This window comes from Sphingomonas endophytica, from assembly GCF_001476895.1.
In the GTDB taxonomy this organism is placed as follows: Bacteria; Pseudomonadota; Alphaproteobacteria; order Sphingomonadales; family Sphingomonadaceae; genus Sphingomonas; species Sphingomonas endophytica_A.
In genome coordinates this window covers 1-23,037 of the sequence record NZ_LDTB01000063.1, presented here as the reverse complement: position 1 = coordinate 23,037, position 23,037 = coordinate 1, and the positions used below count along the sequence as shown (strand labels likewise).

The following is a 23,037-nucleotide window of genomic DNA, read 5'->3' as shown; positions in this document are numbered from 1 at the left end:
CGCGTCAGATCGTGCCCGCCTTCATCAGCTTGACGGCATTGTCCGCCGCACGCGCGGTCAGCGCCATGAAGGTCAGCGACGGATTGACGCACGACACCGACGCCATCTGAGCGCCATCGGTGACGAACAGGTTCGGCGCGTCATGCGCCTGGTTCCACTTGTTGAGCACCGACGTACGCGGATCGGCGCCCATGCGCGCACCGCCCATTTCGTGGATCGCGTCGCCGGGGACGTGCTCGCCCTCGCTGCTCTTCACGTCCGTCAGCCCCGCACCGCGCAGCATCGCCTCGCCCTGCTCGCGCGCGTCGGCCATCATCTTCAGCTCGTTGTCGCGGAAGGTGACGTTGAACACCATGAGCGGCACGCCGAAACGATCGACCTTGGTCGGGTGCAGCGACACGCGATTGTCCTCGTACGGCAGGCACTCGCCGAACGCGGTCATCCCGAAGCGCCAGGTGTCGTACTTGCGCATCCCTTCCTTCATCGACTTGCCGAAGCCGACCGGCCCCGCCGGTGCGCGGAATGCCGAGCCCTGATAGCCGTAACCGCGCTTGAACCCGACGCCTTCCTCGCCACCGACGTTGCGGAAGCGCGGGATATAGACGCCGCCCGGACGGCGACCGTACTCGATATATTCGGTCATGCCGGGGATGTTGCCGCCGATGCTGACACGGAAGATGTGATCCATCACATACTTGCCGAGCGTCCCGCTGCTGTCGAACCAGCTGCGCCCGTCCGGACGCTTCGAGTTCATCATGATCTGCACCGACGCGAGCGCCGAGGCGCACAGGAACACCATCCGCGCCTTCACGACCTGCGCCTGACCCGTCTTGGCATCGATGTAACGGACGCCGGTCACGCGCTTCTTGACAGGATCATATTCGAGATTGGTGACCACCGCGTCCGACCGCAGCGTCAACCGCCCGGTCGCGCGCGCGGCGGGCAACGTCACCGCCTGGGTCGAAAAATAGGCGCCGAACGAACAGCCGTTACCGCACTGGTTGCGATACTGGCACTTGGTACGGTTCTGGTCGGGCTTGTCCTCGGTCATGTTCGTCAGGCGCGTGTTGATCAGCTTGCGCCCCGGGAACTTGGCCTCCAGCCGCGGCTTCACCCACTTTTCCGCGATGTTCATCTGCATCGGCGGCTGGAAATCACTGTCGGGCAATTGCGGCAGATTCTCGCGCGAGCCCGATACGCCGATATAGTTCTCGACATATTTGTACCAGGGCTCGACGTCCTCGTAGCGGATCGGCCAGTCGATCCCGACATTCTCGCGCTTGTTGGCGATGAAGTCCTCGGGCGCCCAACGGAACGTCCAGCGGCCCCAGATCAGCGACTTGCCGCCGACCGCCGCCGGCCGAATCCAGTAGAACTTGCTGCCCTCGTCATAGGCATAGGGGTTCAGCCGGTCGTCGTTGTAGAACTTGCGGTTGCTGGGCGTGACATAGCCGTGCCTGGTGATGAAATAATCGCTTTCCATCAACCCCTTGGGCATGGAGTTGCGGGCGGGTACCTCGTAGGCGGGCTTGCCGTCATACGGATAGCCCTCGCCATGTTCCACCATGATGCCCCGGTCGAGCATCAGGACGCGCAGGCCCTTTTCGGTCAGTTCCTTGGCGGCATAACCGCCGCTGACCCCGGAGCCGATGACGATCGCGTCGAAAGTGTCGGTCGCTGCCATATCTTTATCCTCTCCGTCGCGCGATCAGAAGCGTAGGCCGCGCAACGTGCGGTAACTGGTGGTGATGTCGGGAATATACGGTGCCGGGCACTGATCGTTCTCGACGTAGAAATGCTTCACGCCGGCGATGCGGTTGAGCTTGAAGATCGCACCGAAATCGATCTTGCCCTCGCCGACCGCGCACATGCTGCCGTCGGCGCGCTTGTCCTTGACGTGATAGGCGTAGATGCGCCCTGCGAGACGCCGGATCAGCGCCTGCGGGTCCTCGCCCGCCGTGATCGCCCAGAACAGGTCGATCTCCAGCTTCACCAGCGCCGGATCGCACTCCTTGATCAGGCGATCGTACAGGCTCACCCCGCCCGGCTTCACCGTGAATTCGAAGTCGTGGTTGTGGTACGCGAAGCCCAGCCCGGCCTTCTTCAGATCGCGCGCGAAGCGGTTGAAGTTCTGCAGCGCTTCGTTCCAGCCCGCCTCGTTGCGATGCTGATCGGTCATGTAGGGCAGGATCACGGTGTCCACGCCCAGCGTCTTGGCCATCTTTACCGCGCCGTCGAAATCGGCGAGCAGCCACTCATAGGGGACGTGCGCCGATGGCGCCTTGAGTCCGAGCCGGTCCTGCGTGCGGCGCAGCGCGGCATGATCCATCTTGTCATAACCGCCACCGCCATATTCGACTTCGCGATAGCCGATCTTGGCGATCTTCTCGAGCGTGCCCATCGGGTCCGGCCCGAACAGCTCGCGCACCGTGTAGAGCTGGATCCCGATCGCGCCGAGCTGCGCGGCCTGCGCGGCGGACCCGAACAGCCCGAGCGCGGCGAGACCGCCGGCGCCGGCGAGGACATTGCGACGGTTGGTCATCATGAGGAATAGACCTTGTTGACGTTGGAATAGGGGAAAGCGCCGTCATAGCTGCCGGGGACGGGCAGATATTCGCGCTCCTGCGTGATGCCGATCTCGGATGTGTAATAGCCCGCGATCACCATCTGGCGGAACGGCTCGAAGAACGTCGCGCCGCCGGGCAGCTTGTCGTCCATCGCCAGCGTCAGCAGCGCGTCCTGCTGCGCGGGCGTCACCTGCGCGGCGGACTTTCTATAGTCCTTCATCGACTGAGCCTCGATCGCGTCCAGCCCGGCGATGATCGGCACGCGATCAGCCGGAAGCGCCCAGTCGGCGAGCAGCTTCTCGATATACGCCGGCACCTCGGCCGCAATCGCCCCCGGCGTGTCGGTGGTCGGGATCACGCGGTCGCTGAGCGCGGTCATCACCGCGCGCTGCGTGGGCGTGAACACCTGCACGCTGGGCGGGCCTTCGCTGATGACGGGCACCACCCCGCCCTTGCCCGCCGCGGCGGTCGCCGCGCGCGCGAGCGGCGCGTAAAGCGACGCCCCGAACATGGCGGCGATCCCGCCCAACGCTTGTCGTCTGTCGATCACTCAACCCTCTCCCAAGATCATGGCCGCGCGTGGGGTCACGCCGCGTCGATCGCGCGATAGGCGGCGATCAGCCGCTCCTCGCCCGCCCGCCCCGGCTGCGAATTGCCGTGTTCCATGCCGATGACGCCGCCGTAGCGACGTGTCCGCAGGAACCGCACGATATTGTGGTAATTGACCTCGCCGGTCCCCGGCTCCTTGCGGCCGGGATTGTCGCCGAACTGGATATAGCCCATTTCGTCCCAGACCATTCCGAACGAGCGGATCAGGTTCCCGGACTGGATCTGCTCGTGATAACAGTCGGTCAGGATCTTGATCGCCGGGCTGTCGACGCCGCGCGCCACCGCATAGCCCGCCGCCCACGACTGCATATAGACGTTCGGGTGATCGGTCCGCGTGTTGAGCGGCTCCATCACCGCGACCAGCCCGTGTGGCGCCAGAATGTCGCCCGCGCGCCGCATCAGGTCGATGATGCGTCCGGTCTGGATATCCATCGGCACCTTGTGGTCGACGAAGCCGGTGACGACCGTCATGTGTTTCGCGTTCAGCCGCTTGGCGACCTCGACCGAGGCGCGGATGTCGGCAAGGAACGCCTCGCGCTCGGCGCCGTCGTCGCTGCCGAACGCCGGCCTGAACTCCGACCATTTCGGCATCGAGGCGACGAACACGCCCATCGTCATGCCGCGTTGTTGCAGCGCCCTGGCCATCGCGTTCTGCTCGTCGATCGAGCGGCCCCGCGCCTCATTATCCTCCCAGCCGCGAAAGCCCTGATCGGCCGCGAAGGCGATCTGCTCCAGCCGGTTGCCGCGGCTGGCGAAGCTGCCCTCGTGCGGCGCGAAGTTGAGCGAGAAGGTGGCGGCATTGCTTACCTTGCCGGCACCTTGCGCCGACGAGGACAACGCCGCGGCCACGCCGCCCGCCAGTACGGAGCGACGCGACGGCGTCACGCCACCGCCACCGCGCGACGGCGACGCTCCGACAGCCAGATGGCGCCGAACACGAACAGCAGCACGACCGGCACCAGCGCCAGCTTCGCGAACGACTGCGACGCCGCCGCATCCTCGACCTGGCGCAACGCCTCACCGGTCAGGCGCTTGAACGCCTCCGGCCCACCGGCCAGCTGAACCTTGGCCTCGTCGAACATGCCGCCCAGCAGCGGCAGGACGAAGAAGCTGGCGAGCGCACCCGCCGAGCCGACCAGCCCGAGCGCCCACGCCCCGCCGCGCGGATAGCGTTCCGCGACCGAGGCGAGCATCGTCGGCCACATCGCGCAGACGCCCAACCCCCAGACGGTCGAGGCGAGGATCGCCGCGACTGGCGACTGCGCGCGCGACAGCAGGAACAGCCCGATCGCCGCCAGCAGGCTGGAAATCCACAACAGGCCCGGATTGGACAGCTTGCCCGCCAGACGCCCCGCGAAGTGGCGGAACACGAACATCAGGGCGCTGACGTACACCAGCAACAGGATGCCACGCATCCCGACGCGGTTGGTGAGCGCGACGTCGAGCCACTGGCCCGGTGCCAGTTCCGACGATGCGGTCAGGAACATCGCGCCGAACCACACGAAGAAGCTGGGGCGGCGGAACACCTCGCCGATCATCGTACCGAAGCTCTCGCCCTCGACGACCTTGGGCGCGGGCGGGAAGGTGGTGGTCGCCCCGATCAGGACGACGCCGATCGCGGGCAGGAACACCAGTCCCATGATCGCCTGCCACGGCAGCACATTGGCCAGCAGCACGCCCGCGAGGCCGCCGATGATCAGCCCGCCCGGATACCAGGCATGCAGAACGTTCAGACGGTGGGTCGTCTCATCCGGATAGAGGCGTGCGGTCAGCGGGTTGATCGACGCCTCGGCCAGGCCCCAGCCGATCCCGCTGAGCATCATGCCCAGCCACACGAGCGAGTAGATGGTCATGCCGGTGGCGATCGCCCCCGCGCCGACGATCAGCGCGGTGCCGAGAATGAAGCAAAGCCCCGATCCGACCACGATCCGCTTCGCGCCGATCTTGTCGAGCAAGGCGCTGGCGACGAACAGGGTGATCGCGAAGCCCAGGAACGCCGATCCCAGCGCCGCGCCGATCAGCTCGCCCGCCTGGACGGGGGCGATCGGATCGATCCACTGCGCCTTCAGGCTGCTCGCGATCGCGGCGCGCAACGACGCGCTGACCGCCGCGGTGGTGAGCGCGAGGACGCTCAACCAGAACAACCGGGACCGATGCTGCCCCGTGAACACCTCTGCCTCTGCCTGCACCCTCAAACCCCCGCCCTATCTGATTTATCTTGTCGTCTTGTTCCGCGGCCCGGCCGATCAACCGAGCCCGAGCAGGCGCCGGTTCGCCGCCGGATCGGCCCCGCCCGCGAAATCGTCGAACGCGCGTTCGGGGCGGCGGATCATATGCGCGGCGATGAACGGCGCACCTTCGCGCGCGCCGTCCTCGGGATGCTTCAGGCAGCATTCCCACTCCAGCACCGCCCAGCCGCGATAGCCATATTGCGTCAGCTTCGAGAAGATGCCGCCGAAATCGACCTGACCGTCGCCCAGCGAGCGGAAGCGGCCCGGCCGGTCGACCCAGTCCGAATAGCTGCCGTACACGCCCGCCTTGCCGGTCGGGTTGAACTCCGCGTCCTTGACGTGGAACATGCGGATGCGGTCGTGGTAGAAGTCGATGAACTGGAGATAATCCATCGCCTGCAGCACGAAGTGGCTGGGATCGTAGAGGATGTTGGCGCGCTTGTGTCCGCCGACCGCGTCCAGGAACCGCTCGAAGGTGATGCCGTCGTGCAGGTCCTCGCCGGGATGCAGCTCGAAGCACAGATCGACGCCCTGCTCCTCGAACGCATCGAGGATCGGGGTCCAGCGTTTGCCCAACTCAGCGAACGCCTCCTCGACCATGCCGCCGGGGCGCTGCGGCCACGGATAGACGAACGGCCAGGCGAACGCGCCGGAGAAGGTGGCATGCGCGTCGAGCCCGAGGCGACGGCTGGCCTTCGCCGCCAGCTTCAACTGCTCGACCGCCCACGCCTGCCGCTCGGCGGGCTTGCCGCGCAATTCCTCGGGCGCGAACACGTCGAAGGCGGTGTCGTAGGCCGGATGGACCGCGACCAATTGCCCTTGCAGATGCGTCGATAATTCGGTGATCGCGACCCCGGCCTCACGGCAGCGCCCGACCAGCTCGTCGGCGTAATCCTGGCTCTCGGCGGCGAGCGCGAGATCCATGCACCGCTCGTCGCGGGTCGGGATCTGCACGCCCTCATACCCCGCCTCGGCCATCCAGCGTGCCGCGTTGTCGAGCGTGTCGAACGGCGCCGCGTCGCCCATGAACTGGGCCAGGAACACGCCGGGACCGCGCATGGCCGGGGTTGCGGTTGCGGTCACTTGACTGTCTCGGCCTTGAGATAGGCGATGATCGCGGCGCGCTTGGCGGCGTCCGGCGTCGAGATCGGCATCCGCGTGCCCGGCACCATCTTCTGCGGACCCGCGAGATAGGTGTCGAGCGACTTGTCGGTCCACTTGATCTGCGCCTTCTTGAAGGCTGGCGAGTAGTTGAACCCGGGTGCGGAAGCGGGCGGACGCGTGAACAATCCGCTCAGGTTCGGGCCGATGCCGTTGCGGCCGCCCTTGTTGAGCGTGTGACATGCCTTGCACGCGGCGAATGCCTGCTGCCCGTTCTGCTGCGCCGGCGCCGGGGCCGATACGGCCAGCGCGGTGACGGCGGCGATCGGCGCGGCGACCAGACCGGCGATCAACTTCATTCGCATCTCTCCCGTTTGATTGCCGCCAGTTTACCGTTAAACCGGACGATAGCAAGGCGGCTGACATTACGACTTTCGTAATTGCAGTACGGCGCATGACGGGAGGATGAATGGCACGGATAGAACCACTTAAGCTGGGCATGGTCGGTGGTGGCGAAGGCGCGTTCATCGGCGCGGTTCACCGGATGGCGGCCGGCATCGACGGTGACTGGCGACTGGTCGCCGGCGCGTTCAGCACCGACGAAGGCCGCAACCGCCGCACCGGCGACCTGCTGGGTCTGGATGAGGCGCGCGTCTACGATTCGTTCGATGCGATGCTCGCCGCCGAGCGTGCGCTGCCGGAGGGCGAGCGGATCGACGCGGTCGCGATCGTGACCCCGAATCACCTCCACGCGCCGATGTCGATCGCCGCGCTGGACGCCGGTTTCCACGTCGTGTGCGAAAAGCCGATGTCGCTCAATCTCGAAGAGGCGCATGCGATCGCCGCCGCCGCCGAGCGGAGCGGGCGGCATTATGCGCTGGCCTTCACCTACAGCGGCTATCCCATGGTCGAGGAGGCCCGGGCGCGCGTCGCGCGCGGCGACTTCGGCGCGATCCGGCTGATCCAGGTCGAATATTCGCAAGGCTGGCTGAGCAGCGCGCTGGATGCCGAGGGCAACCGGCAGGCGGAATGGCGGACCGATCCGGCGCGCGCCGGGCTGGGCGGCTGCCTTGGCGATATCGGGACGCACGCCTTCCAGCTGGCCGAGCATGTGAGCGGGTGCCGCGTCGAGTCGCTCTGTTCGGACCTGACCACCCATGTGCCGGGGCGGCGGCTGGACGACGACGTCAGTGTCCTGCTGCGCTTCGCGGACGGCGCGCGCGGCGTGCTGAAGGCGACGCAGGTCGCGGCGGGCGACGAAAACGGCCTGCGGCTGCGTGTCCACGGCGAGAAGGGCGGGCTCGACTGGGCGCAGATGGAGCCGAACACGCTGACGCTGCGCTGGCTCGATCGCCCCGCCGAGATGGTCCGGGCGGGCGGACCGGGACTGGCCGAGACGACGATGGCGCGGCTGCGCACGCCCGCCGGGCACCCGGAAGGCTATATCGAGGCGTTCGCCAACCTGTACCGCGCGGTCGCGGCTACGATCCGGGGCGGCGATGCGGTGGCGCCGGCGGGTGCGGCGGCGTGGTTCCCCGGGGTCGCAGACGGCGTGCGGACGATGGCCTTCGTCGAAGCGGTCGTGGCGAATGCCGGCTCGGAGCAGAAGTGGAGCGGCCTGGCGGAATAACGACGCGCCCCGTCCCCTACCTTGCCCGTCACCCCGGCGAAAGCCGGGGTCCAGCGGCGGACCGAGCGTGACGACGTATGGCGTTCCGCTATCTCGGCCTTCGCAACTCGACCCCGGCCGTCGCCGGAGCGACCGGAGAGAGGGGGTTGAATGCCGCCCCCCTCACGCCGGGGTGATCGGCGGGTTCGCCATCTCCGCCTTGACCTCGGCGATCAGATCCTTGCGGCTGAGCTTGCCGATCATCGTCTTGGGCATCGTCTCGCGCACCACGACGCGATCGACGCGCTCGTGCTTGCCAAGCTGCGGGTTCAGCCATGCCGCCAGCGCAGCGCCATCGGCCTCCGCACCCTCGTTGAGCGTCACGTAAGCGCGCGGCATCTCGCCGCGATAGGCGTCCGGCAACCCGATCACCAGCGCCTCGCGAACCGCCGGATGGTGATAGAGGATCGCCTCGATCTGGCTTGGGAAGACCTTGAACCCGCCGACCGCGATCATGTCCTTCAGCCGGTCGACGATCGCGATGAAACCGTCCGCGTCGATCGTCCCGACATCGCCGGTGCGCAGCCAGCGTCGCCCATCGGCGTCGATCGCGAAGGTCGTGTCGTCGGCATCGGGACGGTTCCAGTAACCGGCCATCACCTGCGGCCCCAGCGCGACGATCTCGCCCGGCTCGCCCTCCGGCGCCGGGCGCGTCGGATCCTCCTTGTCGACCAACCGGATGCGCGTGGCGGGAAGCGGCTGCCCGATCGTGCCCGATTTCTGCCCACCCTCATAGGGGTTGGTGGTCAGCACGCCAGTGCTCTCCGACAGGCCATAGCCCTCGATCAGCGTCGAATGCGTCGTCGCTTCCCACTTCGCCTTCAACTCGGCATTCAGCGGCGCGCCACCCGAGATACACACCCGCAACGATGAAAAGTCGGTGTTCGCCAGCGCGGGATGGTCGAGCAGCGCCTGGTACATGGTGGGCACGCCCGGCAGCGAGGTCGGCTTCGTCCGGTTGATCGTCGCCAGCGCCTGCGCGGCGTCGAAGCGCGGCAGCAGCACCATCTCGCCACCCGTCACGATCGTGCGGTTCATGACGCAGGTGTTGGCGAAGACATGGAACAGCGGCAGCACGCCAAGGATGCGATCGACCGCCTCCGGGTGCGGGTCGAGCTGCGCCACCTGCCGCGCATTGGCGGTAACGTTGGCGTGGGTCAGCATCGCGCCCTTCGGCACGCCCGTGGTGCCGCCGGTATATTGGATCAGCGCGACATCGCGTTCCGCATCGATCGCGGGCGGCGGCAGCGCGCCGTCATTGGCGATGAGCGTCGAAAAGGCGATGACGCGCGGATCGGTCGGGCGCTCTGCCGTCTCCGCACGCTTGAACAGGCGGTAGAGCAGCGACTTGCCCGGCGGCAGCGCGCCGGCCACCGACCCGACCACCAACCGTTCCAACCCACTCTTCTCGAGTACCTTCAGCGCGGTCGGCAGCAGCGCGGTCGCGGAGATGGTGAACAGGACCCGCGTCCCCGAATCCGCCACCTGATGGCACAATTCCTCTACCGAATAGAGCGGCGAGAAATTGACGACGGTCGCGCCCAGCCGCAGCGCGCCGTGATAGGCGGCCAGGTAATGCGGCACGTTCGGCAGGAACAGCCCGACCCGGTCGCCCTTGCCATAGCCCAGCGCCGCGAGCCCGGTGGCCACCCGCCGCACGCCATCCGCCAGCTCGGCATAATTGTAATGTCGCCCGAGGAAATCGATCGCCGGCCGCGCCGCGAAACGCGCTGCCGATTCGTCGAACAACGCCGGCATCGACAGCGGCGGATAAGCGGAATCCCACGCAACGGGATGGCGATAGGCGTTACGCCAGGCATGCTCTCCAGTCATTGACACGGTTGTAAGCAACAAACCGTGGCGCGCAAGCCGTCAGCGGGCGGCGAGCGCCTGGATAAGCGCCATCGCCTGCGCCAGCGCGGCGGTCGCGAAGGCCAGCGGCGGCGACCATTCGGCCCCGACCTGCGGCAGGCGCCGCTCGTCCATCGTGACCGAAATCGTACCGATCATCGGTCGATCGTTCCCGGCGACCAGCAGCAGCGCGCCGATCGCGGCGACGACGATACGGCGGCGTTTATAGTCCGGCGATTGCGGCATGATCGACGTCCCTGTTTCGACGCGACGACCATAACAGCCAACCCACGCGATGAACAGAGATTCAGGCCGCCGCCGCCCAGCGCGCGCGATCGCGCCCGGCACGCTTGGCGGCATATAATGCGTCGTCAGCACGGCGATAGAGCACCTTCCACTCCGGCTCGGTCGCGATCGCACCCTGTTCGCTGCCCAGCGAGGCCGTGACGGTAAGGTCGTAGGGCATCCGCGCGGCCCGGACCTGCGCCAGGATCGCATCGGGCAGGTCGGTGGCGTCGGCGTCGGCGAGCACCGCAAACTCCTCGCCGCCGATCCGCGCGACCAGTGCATCGGGCGGCACCGCCGCGCGCACCGCCTCCGCGAACACGCGCAGCACCTGGTCCCCGCCATCGTGCCCGAGCGTGTCGTTGACCTGCTTGAAATGATCGATGTCGATCAACACCAGCAGGTGCGGTTCACGCCGCCCGATCGCCTCGCGAAGGAAGCTGCGGCGGTTCATGAGCCCGGTCAGGGGATCGCTGTCGGCCAGCAACCGGGCCAGCATCTCCTGTTCGCGCGCCTGGTCGCGCTCCTCTCCGATCTGCTTGATCCGCCACGCGATCGCGATGGCGCTGCAGCACGCCTCCAGCGCCATCGCGACCAGCGTCGAATTGTCGACCCAGAAGCTCCACCCGATCAGGCCCAGCGCCTGCGCGACCCGTGCCGACGCCGTCAGCAGCGGCAGCCCCCAGGCGATCGCGAAAGCGCGCGCATAGCGATCCGTTCCCTGCCAGCTGCGCCAGAGCAGCGGGAAGGCGATCGCCAGTGTCGCCGCGAACACCAGCGACAGCAACCGATCCAGCAGCAGCGGGCGATACGGCAGGGTAACGACGTAGACGGTGGTCGTCGCCATCAACCCCGCCACCGCGACCGGGATCGCCCTCCCTACCCAGCCGCGCATCACCACGTCGCCGAAGAAGCGCCGCGCGAAGATCAGCGCGGCGGACAAGGTGCCGGCCAGCAGCAGCGCATTGAGGCGCAGCCGCAGGTTGTTGTCCATGCCCGTCAGCTGCCCGAGCAACCCCGACGACGACGCGGCATAGCCGAGCAGCAGCACGACCATCGCGCAATAGGGCAGCTGGAACCGCTGACGCAGCGCGGTGCCCAACGCGGCGTTGAACAGCAGCAAGGCCACCGCCAGTCCGCCGAACGCCGCGTAAAATGCGGCGAGCTGCACCTCGTAGCGTTGCGACTGTTCGGCGCTCACCAGTCGCGGGTGCAGGACGATGCCGCGCACATTGGCCGCGCCGCGCACATGCCACAGGAGCCGCACCGGTCGGGCGGCGGCGCGCGGGATCGGCACTTCGAAGAGCGCGCCGAGCCGCAGGTGGCGCCACGAATCCGCACTGGTGAAGCCCCCGGCGCGGATCGTGCCGTTGGCGTAGCGGGTGTAGAGCGTCATGCCCTCCTGCCAGACGCTGCCGGACTGGACGCGCACGTTCGCCGGCAGCGGGGGGAGCGGTGCGGACAACACCCAATAGTCGCCCGGCCCGGCGCCGCGCGTCACGGCCCGGCAATCGAAACCGCGCGGGTCGGCAAGGATCGCCGCCGGCCGCTCCCCGTCCCGCGCGGGACGGAAGCAGGTATCGATCGGAAAGTCGGCCTGTGCCCGCGCGGTCGGCACGACCCCGATCAGCACCAGGATCGCGGCGCAGATGCCCCAAAAATGATGCTGGCTCCCCCCGAACATGGCGGAACGCTAAGGGCGAAAGTGCAAACAGAAGGTTAACGTAACGACCGTTTCGTTTACAATTGTAACGATTGCATGAAGAATTGTGCGCCGCACCCCGCGGTGCGTGAACAAAAAAACTATTGTTTCCGACAGTTTGGCCGTGCCATCGGCGGCCGTCGAGCGATGAACCGCCGCCGCAACCGGTTAACAAGCCGGTGGTCGCCGCGAGCGAAGCGGGCCGGGTTCCCCCGGCCCACCAGTGGTTACTCGGCCGCCGCCGGCGCGGCCTTGCCCTTCTTCTTGCCCGGCTTCTTCGGTGCGGCCGGCTCGATCGCGAAGCTCAGCGCATTGTCCTTCAGATGCACCGTCACCTCGCCGCCATGGACCAGCTTGCCGAACAGCAGCTCCTCGGCCAGCGGCTGCTTGATCTTCTCCTGGATCAGCCGGCCCATCGGACGCGCGCCATACAGCTTGTCATAGCCCTTCTCGGTCAGCCACGTCTTCGCCTCGTCGTCCAGCTTGATGTGCACGTCGCGGTCGGCCAGTTGCAGTTCAAGCTGCAGGATGAACTTGTCGACGACGCGCGCGACCACCTCGGTCGGCAAATAGCCGAACGGCACGATCGCATCGAGGCGGTTGCGGAACTCCGGCGAGAACATCTTCTGCACCGCCTGCTCGTCCTCGCCCTCGCGGGTCAGTGCGCCGAAGCCCATCGTCTCGCGCGCCATGTCGGCCGCGCCCGCATTCGTCGTCATGATGAGGATGACGTTGCGGAAGTCGACGGTCTTTCCGTGCTGGTCGGTCAGGCGCCCGTTGTCCATCACCTGCAACAGGATGTTGAACAGGTCGGGATGCGCCTTCTCGATCTCGTCGAGCAGCAGCACGCAATGCGGGTTCTGGTCGACCGCGTCGGTGAGCAACCCGCCCTGGTCGAAGCCGACATAGCCGGGAGGCGCACCGATCAGCCGGCTGACCGAATGCCGCTCCATATATTCGGACATATCGAATCGCTGAAGCGGGATACCAAGGATCGTCGACAGTTGCTTGGCGACCTCGGTCTTGCCCACGCCGGTCGGGCCGGTGAACAGATAGTTGCCGATCGGCTTCTCCGGCTCGCGCAGCCCCGCGCGCGCCAGCTTGATCGCCGAGGACAGCTTCTCGATCGCCATGTTCTGCCCGAACACGACGCGCTTCAGGTCGGTTTCCAGCGTTTCCAGCTGCTTCTTGTCGTCGGTCGACACGCTCTTCGGCGGGATGCGCGCCATCGTCGCGATCACCGCCTCGATCTCACGCGCGGTGATGGTCTTCTTGCGCTTGGTCGGGGGCACCAGCATCTGCATCGCGCCCACTTCGTCGATCACGTCGATCGCCTTGTCGGGCAGCTTGCGGTCGTTGATGTAGCGCGCAGACAGTTCGACCGCCGACTTGATCGCCTCGGGCGTGTACTTGACCGAATGGTGCTCCTCGAACGCCGAACGCAGCCCGGCGAGGATCTTGATCGTATCCTCGATCGTCGGTTCGTTGACGTCGATCTTCTGGAACCGGCGCAGCAGCGCGCGATCCTTCTCGAAATGGTTGCGGAACTCCTTGTAGGTGGTCGATCCGATGCAGCGGATCGTGCCGCCCGACAGCGCCGGCTTCAGCAGGTTCGACGCGTCCATCGCGCCGCCGCTGGTCGCACCCGCGCCGATGACGGTATGGATCTCGTCGATGAAGAGCACCGCATGGGGCAGCTTCTCCAGCTCGTTGACGACCGCCTTCAACCGCTCCTCGAAGTCGCCGCGATAGCGGGTGCCCGCCAGCAGCGCGCCCATGTCGAGCGAGTAGATGACGGCCGGCTTCAACACGTCGGGGACGTCGCCCTCGACGATCTTGCGCGCCAGCCCCTCGGCGATCGCGGTCTTACCGACACCGGGATCGCCGACATACAGCGGGTTGTTCTTCGACCGGCGGCACAGGATCTGCACGGTGCGATCGACCTCCGCCGAGCGCCCGATCAGCGGGTCGACCTTGCCAATCTTGGCCTTTTCGTTGAGATCGACTGTGAACTGCTTGAGCGCGCTTTCGCCCTTCTTGCCCGATGCTTCGGGCTTTTCCTTCTTCTCTTCCTCGGCCGCGCCCTTCACGCTGGTCGCCTCGGGTGTGGCATTGCCCTTGCCGACGCCGTGGCTGATGTAGCTCACCGCATCCAGCCGGCTCATGTCCTGCTGCTGGAGGAAATAGACGGCATAGCTCTCGCGCTCGGAAAACAGCGCGACCAGGACGTTGGCGCCGGTCACCTCGTCGCGGCCCGACGACTGGACGTGCAGGATCGCGCGCTGGACGACGCGCTGGAAGCCGCTGGTCGGCGACGGATCGGTCGCGGCATCGACCTTGAGCGCCCCCAGTTCGGTATCGAGATAATGCGCGACCGTGGTCTTCAACTCGCCCAGATCGACCCCGCACGCGGACATGACCTGCCCGGCGTGCTCATCGTCGATCAGCGCGAGGAGCAGATGTTCGAGCGTCGCATATTCGTGGCGGCGCGACGAGGCGGCCTCGAGCGCCTTGTGCAGCGTGGTCTCGAGAGCGCTGGCGAATGACGGCATCAGGTTACTCCTTGCAGGCCGCGTGAGGACACGCGACCCCTTGCCACGAATGTCGTGATCGACCGGCGCTTCATCAAGCACCCACCCTTCGCACCGGGCACGTCATGTCGCCGAACCGGTGCGTCGACCCTCACCGCTTGAATAGCGCGTCGGCGCTTGCACGATGGTTAACGGCGCCGTCGATCTTGCGCCGGGTGCGCGCAATCTCGCCCTCCAGCGCGACGACGCGCACCTCCAGTTCGGAGACGGACAGGCGATCGAGATCCTCGCGCAGCAGCGCGGCCAGCGGATCGTCGGGGCGCGCCCCAAGGATGTCGTCCAGGTCCACGCCCGCATCGTTGACGCCCAGCCGGGTGAAGTCAATAAGGCCGGCGCAAGCAGAACAGGGGCTTTGCGACCGACATGACCGACGTGCCCGATACGATGCAGGCGATCGACCCCGCTCAGGCCGGCGGGCCCGACGTATTGGTGCCGGTGGAGCGCCCGGTCCCGCCGCCGCGCGCGGGCGAGGTGCTGGTGCGAGTCGCGGCGGCGGGGGTCAACCGGCCCGACGTGCTGCAACGACAGGGAAACTACCCGCCGCCGCCGGGTGCGCCGTCGATTCCGGGGCTGGAGATCGCGGGCGAGGTGGTCGCGCTGGGCGACGACGTCGATCCGGACCTGCTCGGCACCCGCGTCTGCGCGCTGATCGCCGGCGGCGGCTATGCCGAATATGCGGTCGCGCCCGCCGCGCAATGCCTTCCGGTGCCCGACGCGCTGTCGGACGTGGAAGCCGCCGCGCTGCCCGAAACGCTGTTCACGGTGTGGACGAACCTGTTCGAGCGCGCGTTCGCGGTTGAGGGCGATACCGTGCTGGTCCATGGCGGGACCAGCGGGATCGGGACGATGGCGATCACGCTCGGCAATCTGTTCGGGCTGGAGACGATCGTCACGGTCGGCTCGGACGAAAAGCGCGCGGCGGCGCTGGCGATCGGCGCGGATCATGCGATCAACTACAAGAGCGAGGATTTCGTCGCGCGGGTGAAGGAGATCACCGGCGGGCGCGGCTGTGCGGCGGTGCTCGACATGGTCGGTGGCGATTACGTCCCGCGCAACCTGCAATGCCTGAGCGAAGACGGGCGGCATGTGTCGATCGCGGTGCAGCGTGGCGCCTCGGCGACGGTGCCGCTGTTCGACATCATGCGCCGCCGGCTGACGCTGACGGGATCGACGCTACGCGGTCGGGATGCCGCGTTCAAGGCGCTCGTGACCGAGGAGATCGCGCGCACCGTCTGGCCCTTCGCGGCCGCGGGCAAGCTGAAGCCGGTAATGGACCGCACCTTCCCGCTGGCCCAGGCCGCCGACGCGCACCGCCGGATGGAAGAGGGCGCGCACGTGGGCAAGATCGTGCTGACGATGGGGTAAGACGCGCGCCCACCGTCATTCCCGCGCGGGCGGGAACGACGGTGGCGGCGATCTACCGCCGCTCGTAGGCCTTGGGCAGCGCCCCCTCGGTCGACGTCAGATAGCGGTCGCGCAACTCACTCTGCCGCGACCGCATCGGCTGCGGCTGGCCGTCGATCCAGGTCGCGACCGGTACCGACGACAGCTCCAGCGGATCGCCGTCCCAAAGCACGACATCGGCGCGACGCCCGGTGCGCAGGCTGCCGATCTCGCCGCCCATCCCGATCGCCTCGGCCGGCGCGCTGGTGATCGACGCCAGCGCCTGCCCCCAGTCCAGTCCGGTCGCGCCGGGAATGCGCGCGATCGCGACCAGATTGCCCGCGAACTGGCGCAGCACGTGGTCGCCGCCCGACGCGCCCGTGGAGGCGAGCGCCACCGGCACGCCCGCCGCGCGCATCCGCCCGACGTTCGATTCGGTCGCCGCGAGATTCTCGAAATTGGCGGGCAGATCGGCCAGCGCCGCCGCGATCACCGGCACGCGCGCCGTGGCGATTTCCTTGGCGACCAGCCAGCCCTCGGTCGCACCGACCAGCACCAGCTTCAGCTTCGGATAGTCGCGGGTCAGCGCCAGCACGTTGCGGATGTCCGCCGCGCGCTCGACATGCACCAGCAGCGGCACCTGCCCGTCGATCACGCGCAGCAGCGCATCGGCATCGGCGCGCAGCACCAGCGCATCGCGCGACCGGCCGTCGAACGCCGCCGGGTTACGACGGTAATCCTGCGCCTGCGCGAAGGCGTCGCGCAGCAACGCATGGGCCGCCGGACGGCTGCCGCCAGCGAGCTTCCCGCCCTCCTCGCCCAGTTCGACATATTGGAAGGCGCGCGGGCGCGTCACCGCATCGGGATCCGCCCCCAGATCGATCACCGCGCCCTGACCGGCGAAGATCGATCCGCCGGCATTCGGCGCGACCAGCGCGCGCGTGACGCCGCCCAGCCGCTCGTTCGCGACCTTGACCGCCGCCGGATTGACGCCCAGCGACACGTCGATTCCCGCCTTGAACGGCGAATTGCGCGCGCCCGCGTCGTTGCTTTCCTGCACGCCATCGGCATCGACCAGCGACAGGTCGGTGATCGCCGAGACCACGCCCGGCGACACCCATTTGCCCGTCGCGTCGACGATCTGCGCACCGGCCGGCACCGCGACCCCGCGCCCGGCAGCGACGATCCGCCCGTTCGCGATCACCACAGTGCCGCCCTCGATCGGCGCGGAGCCGTCGCCGATCGCGACCGTGCCACCGGTGATGGCGACGGTTTGCGCCGCAGCGGGCGTCGCCAGCATCGTGGCGAGAAGGAACAGCGCGCGCGTCACTTCACATCTCCCGATCCGGGCTGGCCGAGTTCGAAGTCGCTGACCGGGCGGCGTTTCGGATCATTGGCATCGTATAGCAACGCACCGTCGACCCACACCTTCTCCGGCCGGGTATAGACGCTGAACGGATTGCCGTTCCACAGCACGACATCGGCCATCTTGCCGGGTTTCAGGCTGCCGGTCTGCGCATCGATGCCGAGCGCGGTCGCCGGCCCGAGCGACAGCCATTTCCATGCCGCCGCGTCGCTGATCTGGATACCGGCGTGGCGCGCCGATGACAGAACCTTGGCCACTTCCTGGTTGAGCCGCTGGATGCCGTTTTCGTCGTCCGAATGGATCATCGCGCACGCGCCCGACCGATCGAGGATCGCGAGATTCTCGCCGATCCCGTCATAGCTTTCCATCTTGAAGCCATACCAGTCGGCCCATACCGCCGCACAGGTGCCGCTGGCCTTCAGAAGATCGGCGATCTTGTACGCCTCCACCGCATGATGGAACGCCGTCACCTTGTAGCCGAACTCTTTGGCCATATCGAGGACGATCGCCATCTCGTCGGCGCGATAGCAATGATTCTGGACCAGGATTTCGCCCGACAGGACGCCGCGCAGCGTGTCCATCCCGATGTCGCGCTCGGGCGGATCGCCGCCTTCCTTCTCGTACTTGTCCCATTTGCGCTTGTACGCGACCGCCTTCGCCCAGGTCTGGCGATCGACCGCGACATTGCCCATCCGGGTCGAGGGTTCGCGGTTCTTCGAGCCATAAACGCGCTTCGGATTCTCACCGCAGGCCATCTTCAGCCCGTACGGCGCGCCCGGAAACTTCATCGCCTGCATCGTGCGGGCGTAGACGTTCTTCAGGACGACGCTGCGCCCGCCCATCAGGTTCGCCGAGCCCGGCAGGATCTGCAACGTCGTCACGCCGCCGTTGGCCAGCGCGCGCCCGAAGCCCGGGTCCTGTGGCCAGACGCTGTGTTCGGCCCAGACATCGGCGGTAATCGGCGCGGTCGCCTCGTTCCCGTCCGAATGCGCCTGGACACCGGGGCTGGGATAATCGCCGAGATGGCTGTGGATATCGACGATGCCGGGGGTAACGAACTTGCCTTGCCCGTCGATCACCGTCGCACCGGCCGGCGCGTCGAGTGTCTGGCCGACCGCGACCACCTTGCCGTCCGCGAACAGCACCGCACCGCCATCGATGCGTCGGCCTTCGCCGTCGAAGACGGTGGCGTTGCGCACCAGCGTCGGCGCTCCCGGATAGGCGCGATAGGTCGAGGGATAGGGATCGCGCGCATAACGGACCGGCGGCGCCTTCTTCTCGGCGGTTGCCGGCTTCTTGCCATCGGCGGCGCAACCGGCCAGCGGCACGGCGACTATCGCCGCGGACAGCAGCGCACGTATGGCGCGACCCGAATTCATGTCGATGCCCCTTTTTTTCTCACCCGTTGCTACACGGATCATGGACGCCGCCTTCCATCAGGGTCAAGCGAGTGCCGAGCGCTTTTATTGATCGACGCGGATATTTCGGCCGGTTGCGCGATATTTACGAAGGTAAATAGACGCACATCAACTTCATGATGCGAGGTGCGTTGACCTGCGTTGCATCGCTGTCTACGGCACACCAATTAAATAAGGGAGTTCGCGATGTCCGATGATACGATCACTGCCAATGCGGTTGAGCTTGCGACCGAGCTGACGATCGCATGGCTGGCAAATCCCAACACCCGTGCGTCGGGTGAGGACGTCCCGGCATTTCTGCGCACGATGCACGATGCGGTAACCAATCTGTCGTCGACGACTGCCCCGGCAACCCAGGAAGAGCCCAGCGCCGAATATATTCCGGCGGTATCGGTGCGAAAGTCGCTGGCATCGAAGGATCATCTGATTTCGCTGATCGACGGCAAGCCGTACAAGACGCTGCGCCGCCATCTGGCCGGCCATGGTCTGACCCCGGACGAGTATCGCCAGCGTTATGGTCTGAAGCCGGACTATCCGATGGTCGCCGAAAGCTATTCGGAAGCACGTCGCGACATGGCGAAGAAGATCGGCCTGGGTCGCAAGCCCGGCGCGCGCCGCGGCGAGGCACCCGCCGCCGCCGAGGCACCGGCTTCGGGCCGTGGCCGTCGCAAGTCGGCGGCGACCGAGGGCTGAGCCCCGACCGGCCCGGACGCGCGCCGCCGATCATGTCGGTGGATCGCGCCCGGGCCACGCTCGCGCGGCGATTGCGCGGGCTGGTGGGCAGCGGCGAACTGGATCTCGCGCGTCCGCCCGGCGACAATGGGCTGTTCGGCCCGACGACGCCCGCCTGGCGCGTCCATGGCGATTTTTCCGCGATGATGATCGGCGGCATCTCCGCGCTGCTGCTCCAGATGCTGCATCCCGGCGCGCTGGCGGGGGTGTGGGATCACAGCAACTGGCGGCAGGATCGGCTGTCGCGGCTGCGGCGGACCGCGCAGTTCATCGCCGTCACCACCTACGGCCCGACCGACGCCGCCGAGCGCGCGATCGCGCACGTCCGCATGATCCACGATCGCGTGCACGGCACGCTGCCCGATGGCACCCACTATAACGCCAATGATCCGGCGCTGCTAACCTGGGTGCATGTTGCGGAAACCGACAGCTTCCTGCGCGGCTATCTGCGCTATCGCGATGCGGGGATGAGCGGCGACGATCAGGACCGCTATATCGCCGAGGTCGCGATCGTTGCCGAGCGACTGGGCGCGCGCGACGTTCCGCGCTCGCGCGCCGACATCGCGGCTTACTATCGTGGTGTGCGCCCCGATCTGCGCTGCGACCATCGCACGCGCGAGGTCGCCGACGCGCTGCTCGCCCCCGGCGACGACCGCGCCGAGGCGGCGGGGCTGGCGATGGCGGGCGCGGCGGCGCTGGACCTGCTGCCCGACTGGGCGGCGGCGCTGCACGGCCGCACCCCGGCACCGATCGCGCGTCCGGCGATCCGCGCCGGGGCGGCGGGCATGAGCCGCGTGCTGCGCTGGGCGCTGCGCGGCGCCTAGGCGACCGGGCCGGCGGCTGTGCCTCGGCCCGTCACCGCATCAGTTGACGACGACCGTCACCGCGCGGCGGTTCTGCGCCCAGCTCGCCTCGTCGGAACCCAGCGCGACCGGGCGTTCCTTCCCATAGCTGATCGTGGTGATCCGCGACGGCGCGATACCGCGCGCAACCAGATAGTTCTTCGCGGCATTGGCACGGCGGTCGCCCAGCGCGAGGTTATACTCACGCGTCCCGCGCTCGTCGGCATGGCCTTCGACCGTGATGTTGACGTTGTTGTACCGCTGGAGCCAGTCGGCCTGCGAATCCAGGATCGCACGTGCGGTCGAGTCGATGTCGTACATGTCCAGCCCGAACAACACGGTGTCGCCCTGCGTCGAACGCTTGAAGTCAGCGGCCGACCCCGGCGTCACGCCGCCGTTCGGATCGACCGGACCGGTCTGGGCCGGCGTGGTCGGCGCGGCACCCGGCGCGGGGGGCAGCACCTCGGGGCGCTTCTTGGAACAGGCGGCGGTCGCGACCAGCGCGGTCGCCATCAGTAGGGTGGTGGTCAGACGGGCCATCGGGTGTCTCCTCTATGGTCGATCGATGATCGGGTTACGGACGTAACGGTCCCCAGGCGGGGTCCGATCCGTCGAGCGGGGTGGGTACGCGACGCTCGTTCACGCCGGTCAGGTCGACCGACCAAAGGTCGGCCTTGCCGGCATTGCCGCGTCCCTGGCGGAAGAACATCAGGACGCGGCCGTTCGGGCTCCACGACGGGCCTTCGTCCTGCCAGCTGTTGGTCAGCAGCTTCTCGCCCTGCCCGCTGGGACTCATGATCCCGATGCGGAACGCCCCCTGGATCCTGGTGAAGGCGATCAGATCGCCGCGCGGGCTCCAGACCGGCGTGGCGTAGCGGCCACCGCCGAAGCTGATCCGGTGCTGGTTCGAACCATCGGCGTTCATGACGTAGAGCTGCTGCCCGCCCGAGCGGTCGCTCTCGAACACGATCTTCGATCCGTCCGGCGAATAGCTGCCACCGGTGTCGATGCCGGGCGAGTTGGTCAGCCGCTGCGGCGCGCCACCGCCCGCCGGGACGCGATAAAGATCGGTGTTACCGGCCTGTGCCATCGAAAACAGGATATAGCGCCCATCGGGCGAGAAGCGCGGCGCGAAGGTGGTCGCGACGTTCTGCACCACCAGCCGCTGCCGCCCCGAGCCGAGATCGTAGACGTAGATCGCCGGGGTCTTGCCGACATAGCTCATGTACACGATCGACTGCTGATTCGGTGCGAAGCGCGGGGTCAGCACGATCGACGAACCGGCGGTCAGGAAGCGGCTGTTCGCGCCATCCTGGTCCATGATCGCCAGCCGCTTGATACGGTTCGCCTTCGGCCCGGTCTCGCTGACATAGACGACGCGGCTGTCGAAATAGGCGCCCTCGCCGGTCAGGCGGGTATAGACCATGTCGGCGCATTTGTGGCCCGCGCGCCGCCAGTCGGACGGCGGCACGACGAAGCCCTGCCGCGTCAATTGCGTCTGCGCGGACACGTCATACAGGTAGCAGCCGACCGTCAGCGTGCCATCGCCGTTGGCGCGGATATAGCCCTGCACCAATGCCTGCGCGCCCGACCCGCCCCAGTAATCGAACGCCGGCGCGGTCACTTCCGGGAAGGCGATCGCGCGCATCCGGCCGGGGGCAAGCGGGGTAAAAAGGCCGGAGCTGCGCAGGTCGTTGGCGACAATCTCCGACAATTGCCGCCCGAGCTGATCGGTCGAGCCGGCCGGCGTTTGCACCACCGCCTGCGTCGGCATCGGCGGGATCGCGATCGGCATCGGCGCGGAGATGCCGCCGGTGACGTCGACTTCCAGCGGCGGCGGGGTCTGCCCGGCCGGCGCGGCGGCCGCATCGGCAGCGGCGGCGGGCGCGGGCGCCTGCTGCGCGAACGCGGGGGTGGCAACGAGCGTGGCGAGAAGGAGCAGCCGGTATCGCATCACCGCAGTTTCCAATTATAGTTGATGTTGCTCCACCCCCCGTTGGCGGTGGAATAGTATTCGGCAGGCAGTTTCAACGGCGAACAGCCCTTGAACGCCGCAATCCCCAGATCGACCACACGCCGCGCGTAGCGACGATTGTCGTCGTCGACGCCGTTCTGTCGCACCACGGTCGGCGTCGCCGACAGCGTGCCGTCGCGGTTGAGTCGCAGGTTCAGCGTCGTCACGATCTGGTTCGCGCCGGGGCCGGGATCGACCTGCCGGTCGGCGCACGGCTGGATCTGTCGCGCGATCGCCTGCTGGATCGCGGCCAGCGCCTTGCCATCGACACGCGCGGCAGAGGGTGGCGCGTCATTGGGCTTGGCATCGCTCTTTTCGGCGGTCAGCCCCTTCAGGAAGTCGCTGCCCAGCCGGCTGCCGCGCGGGCGGTCGCCCTTGGCGGTTTCGGTCTTGCCCTTGCCCTTCGACGCGGCGGGCGGGGTCTTGGCCTTGCTCGATGACGCGGCGGCGCTGTCCTGTTTCGTCGGCGCGGGCTTGGCCGGCGCCTTCTCCGCCGCCGGGGACGCGGGCTTGGGTTTCGGCTGCGGCTTCGGGACCGGCTTGGCCGCAGGCGCGGGTTTGGGCGCAGGCTTCGGCGGCGCGGGCTTGGGCGGCGCGGGTTTCGCGACCGGCTTCGGCTCGGGCTGCGGCGCGGGTTCGGGGACCGGCGCGGGGGCGGGCTGCTGCGGTGCCTCGG

The 23,037-nt window shown here is 67.6% G+C and carries 21 protein-coding genes; 4 read left to right on the top strand and 17 right to left on the bottom strand.

What is annotated here, in order from left to right:
* Positions 1–4 precede the first annotated feature (4 nt).
* The 7 genes from NS334_RS13905 to NS334_RS13875 form a co-directional block, all read right to left on the bottom strand.
* Positions 5–1,684 (bottom strand): GMC family oxidoreductase, encoded by a 1,680-nt coding sequence (locus NS334_RS13905; protein WP_058756554.1) that lies wholly within the window; start codon positions 1,682–1,684, stop codon positions 5–7.
* Positions 1,685–1,708: 24 nt separating this feature from the next.
* Entirely contained in the window at positions 1,709–2,545 is an 837-nt protein-coding gene (locus tag NS334_RS13900; RefSeq protein WP_058756553.1) for a sugar phosphate isomerase/epimerase family protein, read from the bottom strand.
* Positions 2,542–3,117, bottom strand: coding sequence for a gluconate 2-dehydrogenase subunit 3 family protein (locus tag NS334_RS13895; RefSeq protein WP_058756552.1), 576 nt, complete (start codon positions 3,115–3,117; stop codon positions 2,542–2,544). The genes NS334_RS13900 and NS334_RS13895 overlap by 4 nt, the downstream gene beginning before the upstream one ends.
* 35 nt (positions 3,118–3,152) lie before the next feature.
* Positions 3,153–4,061 carry a TIM barrel protein gene (locus NS334_RS13890; RefSeq protein WP_058756551.1) on the bottom strand — a complete coding sequence of 303 codons (909 nt, stop codon included), beginning with the start codon at positions 4,059–4,061 and terminating at the stop codon, positions 3,153–3,155.
* Positions 4,058–5,311, bottom strand: a complete 1,254-nt coding sequence (locus tag NS334_RS13885; RefSeq protein ID WP_241491960.1) for an MFS transporter — start codon at positions 5,309–5,311, stop codon at positions 4,058–4,060. The genes NS334_RS13890 and NS334_RS13885 overlap by 4 nt, the downstream gene beginning before the upstream one ends.
* Positions 5,312–5,422: 111 nt before the next feature.
* Positions 5,423–6,466, bottom strand: coding sequence for a sugar phosphate isomerase/epimerase family protein (locus NS334_RS13880; RefSeq protein WP_058756572.1), 1,044 nt, complete (start codon positions 6,464–6,466; stop codon positions 5,423–5,425).
* A gap of 20 nt (positions 6,467–6,486) precedes the next feature.
* Positions 6,487–6,867 (bottom strand): c-type cytochrome, encoded by a 381-nt coding sequence (locus tag NS334_RS13875; RefSeq protein ID WP_058756549.1) that lies wholly within the window; start codon positions 6,865–6,867, stop codon positions 6,487–6,489.
* A gap of 110 nt (positions 6,868–6,977) precedes the next feature.
* Between NS334_RS13875 and NS334_RS13870 the strand changes: the two genes are divergently transcribed.
* The gene (locus NS334_RS13870) at positions 6,978–8,138 is read left to right on the top strand and encodes a Gfo/Idh/MocA family protein (RefSeq protein ID WP_058756548.1); all 1,161 of its coding nucleotides are present in this window, start codon (positions 6,978–6,980) and stop codon (positions 8,136–8,138) included.
* A gap of 162 nt (positions 8,139–8,300) precedes the next feature.
* On the opposite strand, the gene NS334_RS13865 is transcribed toward NS334_RS13870, so the two are convergent.
* From NS334_RS13865 to NS334_RS13845, 5 genes are all read right to left on the bottom strand, one after another.
* Positions 8,301–10,010, bottom strand: coding sequence for a long-chain-fatty-acid--CoA ligase (locus NS334_RS13865; RefSeq protein ID WP_058756547.1), 1,710 nt, complete (start codon positions 10,008–10,010; stop codon positions 8,301–8,303).
* 39 nt (positions 10,011–10,049) lie between these two features.
* A complete protein-coding gene (locus NS334_RS13860) occupies positions 10,050–10,274 on the bottom strand; it encodes a hypothetical protein (RefSeq protein ID WP_153002753.1) in 225 nt (74 codons plus the stop codon).
* A gap of 61 nt (positions 10,275–10,335) precedes the next feature.
* On the bottom strand, positions 10,336–11,997 hold the full coding sequence (locus tag NS334_RS13855; protein WP_083500489.1) for a GGDEF domain-containing protein: 1,662 nt from the start codon (positions 11,995–11,997) through the stop codon (positions 10,336–10,338).
* Positions 11,998–12,242: 245 nt separating this feature from the next.
* A complete protein-coding gene (clpA, locus tag NS334_RS13850) occupies positions 12,243–14,567 on the bottom strand; it encodes an ATP-dependent Clp protease ATP-binding subunit ClpA (protein ID WP_058756545.1) in 2,325 nt (774 codons plus the stop codon).
* Between the two features lie 130 nt (positions 14,568–14,697).
* The gene (locus NS334_RS13845) at positions 14,698–14,895 is read right to left on the bottom strand and encodes a DUF1192 domain-containing protein (protein WP_058756544.1); all 198 of its coding nucleotides are present in this window, start codon (positions 14,893–14,895) and stop codon (positions 14,698–14,700) included.
* Between the two features lie 74 nt (positions 14,896–14,969).
* On the opposite strand from NS334_RS13845, the gene NS334_RS13840 reads away from it, so the two are divergent.
* Entirely contained in the window at positions 14,970–15,971 is a 1,002-nt protein-coding gene (locus NS334_RS13840) for an NAD(P)H-quinone oxidoreductase (protein WP_193753107.1), read from the top strand.
* A gap of 52 nt (positions 15,972–16,023) precedes the next feature.
* Here the strand turns inward: NS334_RS13840 and NS334_RS13835 are convergent, their stop codons facing one another.
* Together NS334_RS13835 and NS334_RS13830 are read right to left on the bottom strand one after the other, a co-directional pair.
* Positions 16,024–17,319, bottom strand: coding sequence for an amidohydrolase family protein (locus tag NS334_RS13835; protein ID WP_058756543.1), 1,296 nt, complete (start codon positions 17,317–17,319; stop codon positions 16,024–16,026).
* A complete protein-coding gene (locus NS334_RS13830; protein WP_058756542.1) occupies positions 17,316–18,734 on the bottom strand; it encodes an amidohydrolase in 1,419 nt (472 codons plus the stop codon). The genes NS334_RS13835 and NS334_RS13830 overlap by 4 nt, the downstream gene beginning before the upstream one ends.
* Positions 18,735–18,959: 225 nt before the next feature.
* Here NS334_RS13830 and NS334_RS13825 point away from each other — a divergent pair, with 225 nt between their 5' ends.
* Both NS334_RS13825 and NS334_RS13820 read left to right on the top strand, forming a co-directional pair.
* The gene (locus NS334_RS13825; RefSeq protein WP_058756541.1) at positions 18,960–19,466 is read left to right on the top strand and encodes a MucR family transcriptional regulator; all 507 of its coding nucleotides are present in this window, start codon (positions 18,960–18,962) and stop codon (positions 19,464–19,466) included.
* A gap of 32 nt (positions 19,467–19,498) precedes the next feature.
* A complete protein-coding gene (locus tag NS334_RS13820; protein WP_083500488.1) occupies positions 19,499–20,329 on the top strand; it encodes an oxygenase MpaB family protein in 831 nt (276 codons plus the stop codon).
* A 39-nt stretch (positions 20,330–20,368) separates the two neighbouring features.
* Here NS334_RS13820 and pal read toward each other — a convergent pair whose 3' ends face one another.
* The 3 genes from pal to NS334_RS13805 form a co-directional block, all read right to left on the bottom strand.
* On the bottom strand, positions 20,369–20,887 hold the full coding sequence (pal, locus tag NS334_RS13815; RefSeq protein WP_058756539.1) for a peptidoglycan-associated lipoprotein Pal: 519 nt from the start codon (positions 20,885–20,887) through the stop codon (positions 20,369–20,371).
* A gap of 34 nt (positions 20,888–20,921) precedes the next feature.
* Complete coding sequence (gene tolB, locus NS334_RS13810) at positions 20,922–22,301, bottom strand: Tol-Pal system beta propeller repeat protein TolB (RefSeq protein ID WP_058756538.1); 1,380 nt, start codon at positions 22,299–22,301, stop codon at positions 20,922–20,924.
* Positions 22,301–23,037 (bottom strand): hypothetical protein (locus tag NS334_RS13805; RefSeq protein WP_058756537.1); only part of this gene is annotated, 737 nt, incomplete at its 5' end. The genes NS334_RS13805 and tolB, both read right to left, overlap by 1 nt.

What these genes read in the sequence shown, in the direction of transcription:
- NS334_RS13865 (WP_058756547.1), bottom strand. Translation starts at nt 10,010, where the DNA reads ATGACTGGAGAGCATGCCTGGCGTAACGCCTATCGCCATCCCGTTGCG.
- pal (WP_058756539.1), bottom strand. Translation starts at nt 20,887, where the DNA reads ATGGCCCGTCTGACCACCACCCTACTGATGGCGACCGCGCTGGTCGCG.
- NS334_RS13860 (WP_153002753.1), bottom strand. Translation starts at nt 10,274, where the DNA reads ATGCCGCAATCGCCGGACTATAAACGCCGCCGTATCGTCGTCGCCGCG.
- NS334_RS13875 (WP_058756549.1), bottom strand. Translation starts at nt 6,867, where the DNA reads ATGAAGTTGATCGCCGGTCTGGTCGCCGCGCCGATCGCCGCCGTCACC.
- NS334_RS13825 (WP_058756541.1), top strand. Translation starts at nt 18,960, where the DNA reads ATGTCCGATGATACGATCACTGCCAATGCGGTTGAGCTTGCGACCGAG.
- NS334_RS13855 (WP_083500489.1), bottom strand. Translation starts at nt 11,997, where the DNA reads ATGTTCGGGGGGAGCCAGCATCATTTTTGGGGCATCTGCGCCGCGATC.
- NS334_RS13870 (WP_058756548.1), top strand. Translation starts at nt 6,978, where the DNA reads ATGGCACGGATAGAACCACTTAAGCTGGGCATGGTCGGTGGTGGCGAA.
- NS334_RS13840 (WP_193753107.1), top strand. Translation starts at nt 14,970, where the DNA reads ATGACCGACGTGCCCGATACGATGCAGGCGATCGACCCCGCTCAGGCC.
- NS334_RS13900 (WP_058756553.1), bottom strand. Translation starts at nt 2,545, where the DNA reads ATGATGACCAACCGTCGCAATGTCCTCGCCGGCGCCGGCGGTCTCGCC.
- clpA (WP_058756545.1), bottom strand. Translation starts at nt 14,567, where the DNA reads ATGCCGTCATTCGCCAGCGCTCTCGAGACCACGCTGCACAAGGCGCTC.
- NS334_RS13905 (WP_058756554.1), bottom strand. Translation starts at nt 1,684, where the DNA reads ATGGCAGCGACCGACACTTTCGACGCGATCGTCATCGGCTCCGGGGTC.
- NS334_RS13830 (WP_058756542.1), bottom strand. Translation starts at nt 18,734, where the DNA reads ATGAATTCGGGTCGCGCCATACGTGCGCTGCTGTCCGCGGCGATAGTC.
- NS334_RS13880 (WP_058756572.1), bottom strand. Translation starts at nt 6,466, where the DNA reads ATGCGCGGTCCCGGCGTGTTCCTGGCCCAGTTCATGGGCGACGCGGCG.
- tolB (WP_058756538.1), bottom strand. Translation starts at nt 22,301, where the DNA reads ATGCGATACCGGCTGCTCCTTCTCGCCACGCTCGTTGCCACCCCCGCG.
- NS334_RS13820 (WP_083500488.1), top strand. Translation starts at nt 19,499, where the DNA reads ATGTCGGTGGATCGCGCCCGGGCCACGCTCGCGCGGCGATTGCGCGGG.